Genomic DNA, 12780 nt, shown 5'->3' with positions numbered 1-12780 from the left:
GAAAGTTCAATGTGGATAAGAAGAGGTGAGTCTTTAACTAGCTTTTTGGTTCGAAAGAAAAATGTTACTGACTCACTGTTTACCCAGCATGTGCGTAAAGCAGTATTTACTGATAGGGGGTGGAAAAATATACCTTCAATATATATGGGGGATATTTGTGAAAAGGATGGAGGTAGCTCGGAAGCTCATGTTGACCTGCTAGCTAAACATACAGCATTAAAAGCATATGCTCCTACCTTGCCCCCAGATACCGTAGTTAAATTTATTGATAGTTGTATGGAATCATACCAAGAAGGACTATCGATGGGGTTGCGTGGTGCACCATATTCAGTATTTAGCCGCAGTCGTATTTTTAAGTTTTGTTTTGATTGTGTGTATGAACGAGCAGTTAACTTTGGTTTTATCTGGATTGATATAGATTGGTGCTTAGACGGTCATTACTTTTGCTCGAAACACCAGGCTAGGTTGAGCCTGCCAATTTGTTCTAATTGTAGTAAGAGTTTAGAAAACCAGTTTGATACGATGCTTAGTTATTTGAATCGGTGTTGTAGGTTTTGTAATTTTTCACTTTGTAACGAACAGTCTTTTGAAAAAATTAAGCCTCTTGACTTTGCTAAGCTTCCTTTCACAAGTGAATACAGAGTGTTTAAGAAAAATTATCCTTATTTTTCAAGCTCATTGACGCGTAAATTTGTCGATGAGGCTGTAATTAAAGCCAATGGAATACATTTTGACGACAGGCAAAGCATCAAGTTTACTCAGTTATCTATTCCTAAGTTTTTAGGAGGAGAGCGCTTACGAAATTACTTTACGAATAAAACCAGATCTGTACCACCAGATGTGTTTTGGTTATGTGTCCAAAGTCTCTTTAAAGACTTTGAATCTTTTAATGAATACCTAGAAGCAAACACTTGTACAGTAAAGATAAGCTCCAAAGAATTGAGCGGCGAAGTAAAAAACGATTTTATAATCAATTGTTTAGAGTTGAAGTGTGACGATTGAATTCTAGATGCAGCGTATATGACTTTATAATCTGTATTCAGGACAGTCTCTCAGAATGCAGAATGAGTTCAGAAAGGTAGATGCTTTCAGGTAGAGTTGTTACTACGGGCAAACTTTATTGTCTAGAAATGTTCTTACGGGCAATCTTTATTGTTGCTGCACAAATCAAACGCTGCACATCCACATAAAAGATAAGATAAAAAAGAGCACTGAATCGTATTCCGTGCTCTTTTTATATTCTCATTGTATTCCCACAGCGAGTTACTCGTCTTGATACTTTTCGAGTTTGTTGTAGAGCGTTTTAACGCTAATGCCTAACTCTTGCGCAGATTCCGTTTTATTGCCTTGATTCTCTTCAAGGGTATTGAGAATGGCGGCTTTTTCTAGCTCTTCTAGCGAAACGCCCGCTGGAACAAGGTCTTCGATGCTGGTGCCTGTTTCCAATGGTGGCGTATCGAATATCAAGTGTTCATCTCGGATGGTGTCGTCAGCCAAAATAAACGCGCGCTCGATCGTGTGTTTGAGCTCACGGACATTACCTGGCCAATCGTGCACGGCGATTTTTTGGATGGCAGAATCAAGAATGGTTTTGGTTTTAGCCTCATTTGCGTTGCGGTGCGCGATAAAGTGCTTAGCCAGACCGACGATGTCACCGCCTCGCTCTCGCAGCGGCGGTATCGTTAATGGGAAGTGCGATAAACGGAAAAACAGATCTTCACGCAAGAACTGCTCTTCAATGGCGACTTTAGGATCACGGTTGGTGGCGGCAATGATGCGAGTGTTGGCGATATGTACCGTATTACTGCCCACTGGGCGATATTCTCCGGTTTCCAACACACGCAATAGCTTCACTTGATGCTCGATAGGCATCTCGGTGATTTCATCTAAAAACAGCGTGCCGCCTTCTGCCTGTTTAAATACACCTTGGTGAGTTTTATTCGCTCCGGTAAAGGCGCCTTTTTCATGGCCAAACAGTTCACTATCGACCAATTCTGGGCTAATCGCACCACAGTTAATCGCGATAAAGGGTTGTTGCTTGCGATCACTGGCTAAATGAATGGTCTGTGCGACTAACTCTTTACCTGAGCCGCTTTCACCGACAATGAGGACGTTGGCTTCTGTTTTTGCGACGCGTCGGATCATGCGATAGAGCTGATGCATTGGCGATGAGGACCCCACCAAAAGGCCAAATTGGTCGAGATCGCTAGTGGACACTTTACGTCCTTGATCTTGTTTTTGCTGATAGTACTGGCTGACTTCGCTTAGGGTGTCCGTCAAAATGGCAATATCGACGGGTTTTCTGTAGTGAAAAATTGCACCTAAGTTCATTAGCTTATCCAAATTTTCGTTTGGAGCACCAGAGCTAATGATGATCAAGTCCATATCGTAGATGTCTTCGATATTAGAAAGGCGCTGGTAATCTGCGCTAGTAAAGTGGGCGACTTCAACAATCGCAACTTCCGGTTTGAGTTGTAGGAAATCTTCAATCCAACCATCTGCGGCATCGGTATTATGCAGACGAAATTTGTTCAGTTCCTGGCAAGAGGCGATAGCATCTTTAAGTGTCGGGTCTTGTATTCGTAGAAACAGGCTTGGCAACGACATAGAAATGTCCTCTTTACTATGACAGAAACAATGTACGTGGATTATTCTAAGTGCACAAGACAAAATATTGTCAGCAGAGATTTAAGGGTCTGTAGGCTATTTTAATGTTGTTGAACCTATCTTGGTATATATCAGTAATAATTCTGATAAATATTGCTTCTTTATTCGGGTATCTCACGTTTTAAATAATAATTCTGCGATTAAGTAAAGTTGAAGAAATAATGTCTCATCTTTTATTGGCGTATTATGTAATTGATTGCGAAATTATTAACGATTAAAAATTACATTTCTTCTGTGTAAATAATTCATGCTTATATTTTCTTGTTTGTCTTATTTTTATCTTTTGTTTTTATTATTCCTTTAAAAACAATTGGTTAAAAACTTGGCACATGGTTTGCTCCTATGGAAATACAACGTCAATAAAGGAGAATTACCATGAATAACATCGCAGCTAAAATTGTACTTACGTCAGTTCTTGCTACTTCATCTACAGCAGTCTTAGCGAGTGATAAATGGGAAAAAGAATCCATGGACGCTTGGCTAGATGGTAAAGCCGAAACTACGCTGCTGCTAAACAGTAACCTTAACTCTTTTGATATCAACACCGATGTTGAAAATCAGGTAGTTACCCTTTCTGGTTCGGTAAACAATGACCTTGAAAAATCGCTTGCCGAAGAGCTTGTAACAGGTCTTGATGGTGTGAAAGAAGTAAATAACGAATTGTCAGTGGTGAATGAAGGTAAGAAAGAAACCGATTCAGAGGCATTAGCCACACTGACCGACTCTAAAATCACGACTATAGTTAAAACGCGCCTACTGATGGATACCAATGTAAGTGGTACGGACATTGATGTAACGACGGAACGTAAAACGGTAACGTTGGCAGGTAAGGTTAATTCAGATGCGGAGCATGATCTTGCACTTTCAATTGCAAATAATACCAATGATGTAAATAAGGTGATTGATAAGCTAGAAGTGGTTCAATAATAACGAGCCGAGTGACCTAACCCACTTTTATTAGGAGGTAACACTATGGTTCGTTGGATGTTTATTTTTCTGGCTTTGGCACTGGTTTCTGCACTACTAGGTTTTACTGGTATTGCAGGGGCGGCGGCCTCTATCGCGCAAGTGATATTTTACCTATTCCTATTGTCATTAATTGTATCAATAGTGATTGTTCTGCTAGGAAGAAAAAACGTAAATAGATAGGAGATTTCATGCGACTTACGTCATTAATTTACCGTATCGCCGCAGTATTTGGTTTGGTGTTCGCACTGGCTGCTTGTAGTGAAGAAGGGCCAATGGAACAGGCAGGCAAGAAGATAGATGAAGCCGCCGAAGAAACTCAAAATGCGATTGAAGATGAGTGTGAAAATATTAAAGAGAACTTGAACGCAGAAGACCAAGATTGTTAGTCGAGTCAGGTCAGCTTTTTGTTCACAGCAATGTAAGAGAAGGGCGGTCAATCACCGCCCTTCCTTTTATCCCAAGTGTTTACAATCAGATGAGGAGTCAAAGATGAAAAACATATTTGATGTACTAAAAGAGAGTCATGAAAAGCAACGCCTTTTACTCGATGCTCTGATGGAAACGTCTGGAGATTCCCCTGCACGCGAAGAGTTTTACCACAATCTGAAGGATGAACTCGAACAGCACGCCGCCGCAGAAGAGCGTTTTTTCTACGCGCCTTTAATCGAGAGCGATAAAACCATCGATCTTACTCGTCATGGCATCGCAGAGCACCACGAGATTGATAAAGTGATTGCACAGCTTGATGCAACCGACATGAGCTCGCCAGCATGGCTCAACCTCATGAAAACTTTGCGTCACAAAGTATTGCACCACCTCGAAGAAGAAGAGCAGCGTTTTTTCCAATTGGCCGGTAAGGTGATGACCGATCAGCAGAAAATGAAACTAGCGGATAGCTACGTCGAAGAAATGGCTAGTTAGGTGGAGTATTGGTCCTTTTCGTGCCATTTCGGCACGGGAAGGGGCCCAATCAAAGCGTTTACCAAGCTAATTAGCCTAAACTAAAACCAGCTTATTCTCACTTTCACTAAAAAAGCGCACTCGCTGAAGGCAAGGAGAGCGAATGTTTATCATCAAATATTATATTCTTGGCGCTCTGATCAGTTTATTGGCCGCTATTTATATTCCCCAAATCATGGTTAGCCTGTTGTTCTTATGGGTATCTCTTTCTTTAGCATTAGTCAGCGTAGCCTACGTTTTCGACATTCCCTCCATTTTTAGAAAAAACCAAGACGGCAAGATTGTCAGGTGGATCCGCTGGGCATTCATCCCCTTTTTACTGGGCGCTAGAGCGTATAATGCCTGGGAAAGACGGCGCGATACTGTGCCTCCGATCCAAAAAGTCAGCGATAATTTATACCTCTCCCGTCGGCTATTTCAGAGTGACTTAGATTTTCTCGAATCCAATGACATCTCTTGTATTGTCGATGTCACAGCAGAATTTGCTGGGCTTGAAAGTGCGATGACCGACAAGCAGTTTCATTACCTTTCGATTCCGGTACTTGACCACAAAGCCCCAACGCTAGAGCGCCTTCGCCATGCGATTAACTGGATTGATACGCAAATCTCGTGCTCGCGAGCTGTGGTTGTGCATTGTGCGTTAGGGCGTGGTCGCTCGGTGTTTGTTGTTGCGGCGTATCTACTGAGCAAAGATCCGTCGCTGACGGTTGAATCTGTGATGAAAAAAATCAATGACGTGCGCAGTACCGCGAGATTGAATAAATTGCAGATCAAAACGTTACGAGCGATAAGTGAAAAAGGCGTACTGGGTCTGGATCAGTCCACTTGGATGGTAGTTAACCCTGTTGCAGGTGGCGGCAAATGGGAGGAAAACGAACAGCACTTGATTCGTGAACTAACCAAAAAATATCGCTTGAGTATTCATCAAACCACCACAAATCTCAGCGCCGAGCAGCTAACACAACAGGCAAAAGAAAGTGGTGCTAAGCAAATTATCGTAGCGGGTGGCGATGGCACAGTGACGGAAGTGGCGAGCCAGCTGGTAGGTACCGATATCAAACTCGGTATTGTTCCGCTCGGAACCGCCAATGCGTTATGTCATGTGCTCTATGGCGTTGGCGCAAAATTCTCACCAGTCGAAAAAGCGTGTGAAGCATTGCTAGCAGGTCACTGCCAACGTATTGATACGGCGGAGTGTAATCAGAGGCTTATATTGTTAGTCCTAGGTATTGGCCTAGAGCAGAAAATGATCGAACATGCGCAGCGAGAAGAGAAAAACACCTTTGGACAATTGGCCTACTTAACGGGCTTTTTTAACGCGGTGGTGGCGGAAGAGACGCAGACGTTGACTGTTGCGATGGATGCGCCATTTGAAGACGGAAACCGCGAAAATGGATCACAAACGCTAGAAGTTCATAGCTTTGTCGTTGCGAACATCGCTCCTTTTAGTACGTTGCTCGCGCAAGGTGGTGGTGCTCCGCAGCCTGACGATGGCAAGCTGCATATCACGTATTTAGATAACACCGAATCTTTAGGCGGACGCCTCATCGCATTGTCTGATCTGACATTAACCAGCGTAGGTGCGCAGGAGGAATCGACTCATTTTCAATACGCGACGGCTCAGAATGTCACTATTTCTGCGAACAAACCGATTGAGTATGTGATTGATGGTGAGCTTTATTCTGATGAGCAATTAGCGATCAAGCTTCGTCCAAAATCGTTGAACGTATTTGTCCCAAGCGGGAGAAGTAAATCGGCTTAGCTTTAAAACAGATAAGCAGTGGATAATGCACCATTTGCCTAGTGCTTTATAGCGTGCCTTTGTTTACCGGTTTAGTCGTAGTTTTGAAGGAACCAATAAGGTCGCTGCGTAGGTGCAGCGGCTTTTTTATATCGGCATTTTTTGTATCTGAGAGAGCGTCTATTTATCGTTCTCGAAGTGAAAGGAAGAAGGGGGTGAGTATGACTACTCACCCTGGGGTAAGTGCTTTTCAATTTCATCGTTTTCGACTTGTAAAGCAGCTAACCAGTAAGAAACAAGCGCCGTTAAGTTTGTGTCGTCAATGGCTCTGAGTAGCGCTTTTAAATCATCTAACAACAACTTGTTCATGAAATGCATTTCTTTGTAATTACCTAGTTCGGCAACGCCGTATTCGGTGGCATTTTCCGCAATGAATTGTTCACCATCTTGGTCGAAGAACAACTTCGCCATCTTTTTGATCATCACTTTTTCTATTTTAACGAATCGATACGCCGCTCTTGCGAGTGTCATATGCGATTGCGGATTAACGAGAGGCAAACACGTTTGGCGATGGTGTGTCATTTTTACGAGTAGCTCCCTTACTCGATTATTATCCAATGTCATACTGACCTCTTTATTTATGACTACCGTGTTGATTACTCGGTTTAGTGTTTTCTAGTTTTGGTTGTATTGAGGTGCCTGTGGTCTTATCAGAAATGGCCAAAACGAGTTGGCCATTTTCTCTGCCAGCGCTTGATTGCAAAGGCGACCACTAAGGATCAGCTGATAAGGCTGATGCTGCTGAGCTTTTCTTTACAGCTTTTGATATCACTGCGAACTTTCAGTAGAACCGAATTATCCGCTTGCTCTGGGTGGCTAGTAATTAGGTTTTCGATCTCTTTGAGCACCTTGCTTTCAACACCTTCGAGCTGTTCCAAATACATGGACTCTTTGTCAGAAGACACCTCCTTCATCACATCGCTGTATACCTCACGCGCTTTAATGGTGTAGGAAACCGGAGTGTCGTCGGCAGAGTCTTCCTGGTTATTTGCCAATGTGTAGGGAGTAAGCTCAAGCACCGCTCGCTCACGTACTCTAAGCAGTTCTACCAACACATTATTCAAAGAAGTGTTGTCAATGTTCTCAATGGCCTTGTTGTAAATGTCATTTCCGCTCTCGATAAGCTCAATGATTGAGGCGATATTTTCATTTTTCATATCTCACTCCTGATTTGGTTGGTGATGGGAGTGTTTGTACGTATGGGGAACAAACACCAATGTTTCATCTTTAGTTGCAGGTTGTATGCCAATGAATGTTATTTTTCTATTAATCAATTGGTTATGAGTTTATTGCGCAAGAATTGGAGGGTTGCAGACGAGGCGCTAAGAAAAAATTACAAGAATGTTGGGGAAGTCTGGAAAGAATTACACGTACAGATAAGGATTTGTCGTGAAATAAAACAAAAACCAATTAAAAACATGTGCTTATAATTTTGGCACGAATATGGCTTTGTAGTGAGTAAGTGAGTTCAAAAGTTGTTTCACTTGATTTACTACTCAACTCATCAACGGAGGCTAGTTATGGCTACAACAAAAGAAAGCACAGTAAAACCTCAAGAGCAGTTAGAAGAAGCATATCACTTAGCGGAGCAAGCCACGACGGAAGCCGTCGGCGCAATGAAAGACCAAGCTAAAGAGAAATTTGATGTGGGCGCGGAACACGTTCAGCAGGCGACCAAGTCGGCAGAGAACGTTATCAAGGAGCGTCCATTGCTGAGCATTGGTTGTGCCTTCCTTGCGGGTTGGGCGGTTTCGAAGCTGATCAAATAATCGCGGTCCAACGGATTAAGCCACATAACAGAAGGCGAGGGTTCCAATGAATAACTCCGGACAAGTCACCAACCAGCAACCAGGCTCGGCCGCAGCAGACAGCGGTCGAGCCCCAAGTGGGGCAGAAGAGCAGGATATCCAACAAACCATCAATGGTTTGAGCAGTATTCTTTCACAACTGGACCAATTGACTCAATCGCTGAAAGCGTGGTCGGGTTCAACGTTGGATTTGTTCCTCTTGGAGGTGAAAATTAATGCGTCCGCAGCGCGACAGATTTTGCTGTGCGCCATTGTTTTTACCTTATTGTCGGTATTGTTCGTGTTCAGTTTGTGCCTTGCCTCTGGTGTGGTGGCTTATCAGCTGACCGCTAACGTGTATGTTGCAGTGGGCGTATTTATTGCGTCCTTAGGTTTAGCATTATTGTCTTTAGCTTGGTGGCAGAAGCGTTTAGTTGGTTTCCTTGGATTCAAAAATACGACAGAACAGTTGCAGGAGGGGTGGGATGCGCTCGCTACAAAAGCTCAATCAAGCCATGCGAATCAAGCGGATGGAAGGTAAGGCATCTTTAGAGCAATGCTGCTTGTCGATGGAAATGTTCACGTTTACCACTAAGAAGTTTGTGAAAGAAAATCCTTGGACGACGCTAGGTATTAGTGCTGTCGTTGCCGTTACCGCTGCCAAAGCAGGTCGATTGTCTCGATTGACTTCCTCTATCTCTTCCATGGGGCTATTGGCGAGTAGTGTCTCCGAACTGACGGATTCGCTTGCCAAGCCAGTTATGGCAGCGTCTTCTAACCAGTCGGGCGTAGAACAAGGTCAAAATGCTGAACCACAAGCAAGCAATACTGCTTCGACAGAAGAGACCGCGACAGAAACAGAAGTCGAACAACCCCAATAACGGCTTTCGCCGATAATGATTCCTACCGGCCTTGAGCCTTTTTATGACAGCGAAATTGAACATCCCTGCCAACACCGCGATTGGTGCAACCCTTCTTGTCTTATTGCTCGTTCCTGGGCTGTATTTTGCTAAGCCAATCTTGTTACCTATTGTGCTTAGTACCTTTATTTCTCTGTTATGCAGTCCTTTCATTAACTATCTTGAAGACAAAGGTTTACCGCGCGCGATTACCGTCGTGGTGACTCTGTCATTCTTGGTTGGTGCTTCAATTATTGGCCTTGCTGCCATGTCGGAGCCTGCCAAGCAGTGGTGGTCTGAACTGCCCAGTATCGTGAAAAATGTGTCGCAAGAAGTGAGCGAAGTGACTCAAGCCTCGGCGGATCACCTTAATACGCCGCTGAATATTGCCAGCGATATGGGTATGGATGAAGTCGGGAACAATACCGTCTTTTCTTTGGTGAAGACACTCGCGACCACGACGCCGACCATTTTGACACAAGCGATGATAGTGCTGTTTATGGTTTATTTTATGCTCAATCACGGACGCAGCTTATTTCGAAAGTCAGTGTCGTACTTGCATGGGTTTGCCAAGCAGCGCCAAGCGATTGAACTGGTCAAAGCACTACAGAAAGACCTATCTCGATACATTGGTACTATCACGTTAGTGAATGCGGGACTTGGGTTGAGTGTTGGGGCGGTGTTTTTTGTTTTAGGCCTTGAGGACCCATTCTTGTGGGGCGCGTTTGCTGGCGTGATGAATTTTGCGCCGTATCTTGGCCCAGTCATCTCCATGGTGAGTTTCGGTTTTGTGGCTTATCTGCAGTTGGAGTCGGTCAGTTTTATGCTCACTGTGGTGTCTATCTATTTGTTGATCAACTTGATTGAAAGCCAGTTTGTCACGCCAACGTTATTAGGGAAAAGATTCAACTTAAATCCGTTAGTGATCTTCGTTTGGCTCGTGTTCTGGGGTTGGCTTTGGGGCGGTATGGGGCTCTTAATCGGTGTACCGCTATTGGTCTGCATTAATATTTTGGTTGAGCGTCTGGAGCTGTGTCAATCAACTCAAAGTCAACCAAGCCAAACCATCCCCGAGGATGTGGCTCCACGAGAATGACTTGGGCTACAAGCTGGCTCAACGAAAAAGTTTTTCCGCACTTACTGGCTGGCTAAAAAGATACCCTTGACCGTAAACACAGCCTTTTTCGAACAAGTAATCGGCTTGCTCCTGAGTTTCTATTCCTTCCGCTACGACTTTCAATGACAGTGTTTTTCCCATGGCGATAATCGCATTCACAATCGCATTGCTATCGCTATTGCTGGGTACATCACTGACAAACGAACGATCTATTTTCAGCTTATTGATGGGTAAACCTTTCAAATAAGACAAAGACGAATAGCCTGTGCCGAAATCATCCAGAGAAATCTCGATGCCTAAGCCTCTTAGTTGATTTAACGACGCTATGGCTTGTTGAGGGTCGATCAGTAAAAAGCTCTCGGTGATCTCCAAATCCAGCCGTTGAGCAGGAAAACCGGTTTGATTGAGGATATCGCTCAATCTCTGAATGAAATTCGATTGCTGAAGCTGTAATGCCGACACATTAACCGCAATTCTGCCAAACTCAACGCCTTGTTTCAGCCAAGCATTTCCTTGCTGACAAGCGTGTAGCAAGACCCACTCGCCAATGCTTTGGATAAGCCCCGTTTTTTCTGCAATTGGAATAAAGTCGGCTGGTGGTACAAGGCCAAATTCGGGGTGCTGCCAGCGTAATAAGGTTTCAACGCCAACAATCGCATGTTGCTCCAAGTTATATTGTGGCTGGAACTCTAATCGAAGCTGCTGTTTTTCTATCGCTTGATGTAAAGCAGATTGAATGCGCACATGAGATACGGATTTATCGGTTAAATCTGGCGAGTAAAATGCGTAGCCGTTGCGCCCATTTTTCTTCGCTAAGTACATTGCTGTATCTGCGTTTTTGAGTAAGGTTTCGCTGTCTTGGCCGTCTCTCGGGTATAAGGCTATGCCAATACTGGTCGAGACGCGCAGTGAGTCGTGATTTGCCAAGTCGAACGGTTGTTGGAAAACGCTGAGAATATTGCCGACGGTTTCCAGCAAAGCCACATCACTGTGGACGTCCGGCAAAATGATCACGAACTCATCGCCGCCAATACGAGCCACATGCGCATTTAAGTGAAGAATATCTTGCAGACGGATAGCCAACTTAGACAGCAACTGATCACCACAAAAGTGACCCATGCTATCGTTGATGTGCTTGAAATGGTCGATATCCAGAAATAGGGTGGCAAACGTCTGTTGGTTCTTGTGCCCGGTTTCAATGTGTTGCTCAAGCAAGCTAAGTAAATGGGTGCGATTAGGTAGATTCGTTAACGGATCATAAAAGGCCATGCGCTGCAGTTTTTCTTCGTGTGCTTTACGCACGGAAATATCTTCAAATACACAGATGTAGTTAATGAGATGATTTTTATCGTCCATTACGGCACTAATGGTCGCTAACTGCGGGTAAATGCTGCCATCTTTCTTTCGGTTGATGAACTCGCCTTTCCATTGACCTTTGGTTTCGAGCTGATGCCACAACTGTTTATAGAAGCCTTGGTCATGATGACCTGAGCGCAGAATTCTAGGGTTCTTTCCAATCACCTCTTCAGAGCGATAGCCGGTGATTTGAGTAAAGGCTGTGTTTACATCAATGATGTTGGCATTGCGATCAGTAATGACCATGCCTTCTTGTGAGTTATTAAAAATTTTGGACGCCAATGAGAGTTGCGTTTCGACCATTTTCCGGCGTGTGATGTTGCGCGTCATGCCCAGAATGCCAATTAAGTTACCGTCATTATCACGGACAGGAGACTTAATGGTTTCTAGCCAAGTTGGGTTATTGTTTTCATCAATTTGGCGGCATTCTTCGACGATGTTCAGCGTGCCTGTCGCCACGACCAAGTTATCGGCCTCAATGAACTTCTCTGCTCGCTCGTGGCTAAACAGTGCGAAATCATCTTTGCCGATGATCTCACTATTGGTCTTTTGCCACGCATTTTCTACGCTTCGGTTGGTCATCGAATAAAGACCATCCATGCCTTTTATCCAAATATGGTCTTCAAGACAGTCGATAAACTCTTGCAGCGTCGGTAATGGTGTGGTCGCTGCAGTTTGATGGCGTGTTCGTTCTTGCTGGTAGTGTGAGCTGACATCAAAGCTCATTCGCCCCACTAATGCACTCAGCCAAGCAGACACTACCGTGATTTGATCGTCAGGGTGAGTTAGCGCTAATACGGCAAACAGATCGCCATTTGGTAGCCAAATTGGACCTATGCTCAAGGTTTGCTGTCCAAAGGATGTGTGGCTTATCGTCAAGTCTGTCGGTTTAAATTGATCGGCAACTTGCACTACCACTTCGACGATAGCGCAATGATTTTGAACCGAGGTGGACACCTCAGTTGATAGCCACTGCTGGGTATCGCTCAGAGTATAAAGTTGTCCCTGAGCTTGAGTAGCATCACAGCATTGTTGCAGAGCCTGTTGCCAGTCTGCCATCAAAGGCGAAGGAATAGCGAAGCGAAACATAATTAATAACGTGTCCTGAAGCGCCCAAAGATAGTGGTATTAGAATCTAGCTTAAGCTATTGGGCCGTGTTGGTATCGTATCCAACGCTTAGGTAATTCCCAGCAGCGTAAGGCGCTTTCTATCATTAAACTGTT

The 12780-nt window shown here is 44.1% G+C and carries 14 protein-coding genes; 10 read left to right on the top strand and 4 right to left on the bottom strand.

Translation table 11 applies throughout. From position 1 onward, the window contains the following. Positions 1-9: 9 nt before the first annotated feature. On the top strand, positions 10-1002 hold the full coding sequence (locus tag L3V32_RS16960; RefSeq protein WP_237284755.1) for a hypothetical protein: 993 nt from the start codon (positions 10-12) through the stop codon (positions 1000-1002). A 261-nt stretch (positions 1003-1263) separates the two neighbouring features. Here L3V32_RS16960 and L3V32_RS16955 read toward each other — a convergent pair whose 3' ends face one another. Then, positions 1264-2607, bottom strand: coding sequence for a sigma-54-dependent Fis family transcriptional regulator (locus L3V32_RS16955; RefSeq protein ID WP_012841235.1), 1344 nt, complete (start codon positions 2605-2607; stop codon positions 1264-1266). A gap of 435 nt (positions 2608-3042) precedes the next feature. Between L3V32_RS16955 and L3V32_RS16950 the strand changes: the two genes are divergently transcribed. The 5 genes from L3V32_RS16950 (at position 3043) to L3V32_RS16930 (ending at position 6358) form a co-directional block, all read left to right on the top strand. Beyond that, positions 3043-3594, top strand: a complete 552-nt coding sequence (locus L3V32_RS16950; protein ID WP_047009372.1) for a BON domain-containing protein — start codon at positions 3043-3045, stop codon at positions 3592-3594. Between the two features lie 45 nt (positions 3595-3639). Further along, a complete protein-coding gene (locus L3V32_RS16945) occupies positions 3640-3816 on the top strand; it encodes a DUF1328 family protein (RefSeq protein WP_012841233.1) in 177 nt (58 codons plus the stop codon). 8 nt (positions 3817-3824) lie between these two features. Continuing rightward, positions 3825-4022 (top strand): hypothetical protein, encoded by a 198-nt coding sequence (locus L3V32_RS16940; RefSeq protein WP_048624594.1) that lies wholly within the window; start codon positions 3825-3827, stop codon positions 4020-4022. 103 nt (positions 4023-4125) lie between these two features. After that, positions 4126-4557, top strand: a complete 432-nt coding sequence (locus L3V32_RS16935) for a hemerythrin domain-containing protein (protein WP_005394414.1) — start codon at positions 4126-4128, stop codon at positions 4555-4557. A gap of 142 nt (positions 4558-4699) precedes the next feature. Further along, entirely contained in the window at positions 4700-6358 is a 1659-nt protein-coding gene (locus L3V32_RS16930; RefSeq protein ID WP_109168663.1) for a diacylglycerol kinase family protein, read from the top strand. 204 nt (positions 6359-6562) lie between these two features. On the opposite strand, the gene L3V32_RS16925 is transcribed toward L3V32_RS16930, so the two are convergent. Together L3V32_RS16925 and L3V32_RS16920 are read right to left on the bottom strand one after the other, a co-directional pair. Beyond that, on the bottom strand, positions 6563-6961 hold the full coding sequence (locus tag L3V32_RS16925; protein ID WP_005379193.1) for a hypothetical protein: 399 nt from the start codon (positions 6959-6961) through the stop codon (positions 6563-6565). 155 nt (positions 6962-7116) lie between these two features. Continuing rightward, the gene (locus L3V32_RS16920) at positions 7117-7554 is read right to left on the bottom strand and encodes a DUF2383 domain-containing protein (protein WP_005394423.1); all 438 of its coding nucleotides are present in this window, start codon (positions 7552-7554) and stop codon (positions 7117-7119) included. A 363-nt stretch (positions 7555-7917) separates the two neighbouring features. Here L3V32_RS16920 and L3V32_RS16915 point away from each other — a divergent pair, with 363 nt between their 5' ends. The 4 genes from L3V32_RS16915 to L3V32_RS16900 are packed head-to-tail and all read left to right on the top strand — an operon-like array spanning position 7918 to position 10179. Beyond that, positions 7918-8166 carry a hypothetical protein gene (locus L3V32_RS16915; RefSeq protein ID WP_005394426.1) on the top strand — a complete coding sequence of 83 codons (249 nt, stop codon included), beginning with the start codon at positions 7918-7920 and terminating at the stop codon, positions 8164-8166. 46 nt (positions 8167-8212) lie between these two features. Further along, positions 8213-8725 carry a hypothetical protein gene (locus tag L3V32_RS16910; RefSeq protein WP_167427035.1) on the top strand — a complete coding sequence of 171 codons (513 nt, stop codon included), beginning with the start codon at positions 8213-8215 and terminating at the stop codon, positions 8723-8725. Continuing rightward, positions 8670-9065, top strand: a complete 396-nt coding sequence (locus L3V32_RS16905; RefSeq protein WP_237284754.1) for a hypothetical protein — start codon at positions 8670-8672, stop codon at positions 9063-9065. Before L3V32_RS16910 ends, L3V32_RS16905 begins: the two co-directional genes overlap by 56 nt. 43 nt (positions 9066-9108) lie before the next feature. Next, positions 9109-10179 (top strand): AI-2E family transporter, encoded by a 1071-nt coding sequence (locus tag L3V32_RS16900; protein ID WP_005394430.1) that lies wholly within the window; start codon positions 9109-9111, stop codon positions 10177-10179. 18 nt (positions 10180-10197) lie between these two features. Here L3V32_RS16900 and L3V32_RS16895 read toward each other — a convergent pair whose 3' ends face one another. Then, positions 10198-12645, bottom strand: coding sequence for a bifunctional diguanylate cyclase/phosphodiesterase (locus L3V32_RS16895; RefSeq protein ID WP_237284753.1), 2448 nt, complete (start codon positions 12643-12645; stop codon positions 10198-10200). Between the last annotated feature and the right edge of the window lie 135 nt (positions 12646-12780).

It is taken from the genome of Vibrio sp. J2-4 (assembly GCF_021728155.1).
GTDB lineage: Bacteria > Pseudomonadota > Gammaproteobacteria > Enterobacterales > Vibrionaceae > Vibrio > Vibrio diabolicus.
The sequence above is the reverse complement of the archived record's forward strand: the minus strand, read 5'-3'. Positions and strand labels throughout refer to the sequence as shown.

Excerpts from the sequence above, each read along its gene's own strand:
- L3V32_RS16960 (WP_237284755.1), top strand. The coding sequence starts at position 10 with ATGTGGATAAGAAGAGGTGAGTCTTTAACTAGCTTTTTGGTTCGAAAG.
- L3V32_RS16955 (WP_012841235.1), bottom strand. The coding sequence starts at position 2,607 with ATGTCGTTGCCAAGCCTGTTTCTACGAATACAAGACCCGACACTTAAA.
- L3V32_RS16950 (WP_047009372.1), top strand. The coding sequence starts at position 3,043 with ATGAATAACATCGCAGCTAAAATTGTACTTACGTCAGTTCTTGCTACT.
- L3V32_RS16945 (WP_012841233.1), top strand. The coding sequence starts at position 3,640 with ATGGTTCGTTGGATGTTTATTTTTCTGGCTTTGGCACTGGTTTCTGCA.
- L3V32_RS16940 (WP_048624594.1), top strand. The coding sequence starts at position 3,825 with ATGCGACTTACGTCATTAATTTACCGTATCGCCGCAGTATTTGGTTTG.
- L3V32_RS16935 (WP_005394414.1), top strand. The coding sequence starts at position 4,126 with ATGAAAAACATATTTGATGTACTAAAAGAGAGTCATGAAAAGCAACGC.
- L3V32_RS16930 (WP_109168663.1), top strand. The coding sequence starts at position 4,700 with ATGTTTATCATCAAATATTATATTCTTGGCGCTCTGATCAGTTTATTG.
- L3V32_RS16925 (WP_005379193.1), bottom strand. The coding sequence starts at position 6,961 with ATGACATTGGATAATAATCGAGTAAGGGAGCTACTCGTAAAAATGACA.
- L3V32_RS16920 (WP_005394423.1), bottom strand. The coding sequence starts at position 7,554 with ATGAAAAATGAAAATATCGCCTCAATCATTGAGCTTATCGAGAGCGGA.
- L3V32_RS16915 (WP_005394426.1), top strand. The coding sequence starts at position 7,918 with ATGGCTACAACAAAAGAAAGCACAGTAAAACCTCAAGAGCAGTTAGAA.
- L3V32_RS16910 (WP_167427035.1), top strand. The coding sequence starts at position 8,213 with ATGAATAACTCCGGACAAGTCACCAACCAGCAACCAGGCTCGGCCGCA.
- L3V32_RS16905 (WP_237284754.1), top strand. The coding sequence starts at position 8,670 with ATGCGCTCGCTACAAAAGCTCAATCAAGCCATGCGAATCAAGCGGATG.
- L3V32_RS16900 (WP_005394430.1), top strand. The coding sequence starts at position 9,109 with ATGACAGCGAAATTGAACATCCCTGCCAACACCGCGATTGGTGCAACC.
- L3V32_RS16895 (WP_237284753.1), bottom strand. The coding sequence starts at position 12,645 with ATGTTTCGCTTCGCTATTCCTTCGCCTTTGATGGCAGACTGGCAACAG.